Source organism: Pseudomonas sp. SIMBA_068, assembly GCF_046534705.1.
Classification (GTDB): Bacteria; Pseudomonadota; Gammaproteobacteria; order Pseudomonadales; family Pseudomonadaceae; genus Aquipseudomonas; species Aquipseudomonas putida.
Genome location: NZ_JAWRYI010001331.1, coordinates 1 through 245, shown reverse-complemented (window position 1 = coordinate 245; position 245 = coordinate 1). Strand labels below are relative to the sequence as shown.

The following is a 245-nucleotide window of genomic DNA, read 5'->3' as shown; positions in this document are numbered from 1 at the left end:
CGAGGATCTTGATGCTGGGCACGCTGACCTGCTCGATAGCCACGCCGGCTTGGCGGATGTTGCCCATCTGTATCAGCGAGAAGACACCAAGGCCAAGCATCAGCAGGCCGATCAGCGCGAAGCCCAGCAGCGCGCGCGGGGCGATATTCATGTTGCGTAGAGACATGGAGAGGAGGGTCCAGGCAAGGGGAAATAAGGTGCGTAAAGTGCGACAAAACATGACTTGCCGGGCTATCGGTCGTGAC

Annotated in this window: 1 pseudogene; it reads right to left on the bottom strand. The window is 59.2% G+C overall.

From position 1 onward, the window contains the following. Positions 1-166 (bottom strand): annotated as a pseudogene (locus SB756_RS33910) (methyl-accepting chemotaxis protein); the annotation flags it as partial. Positions 167-245: the final 79 nt, after the last annotated feature.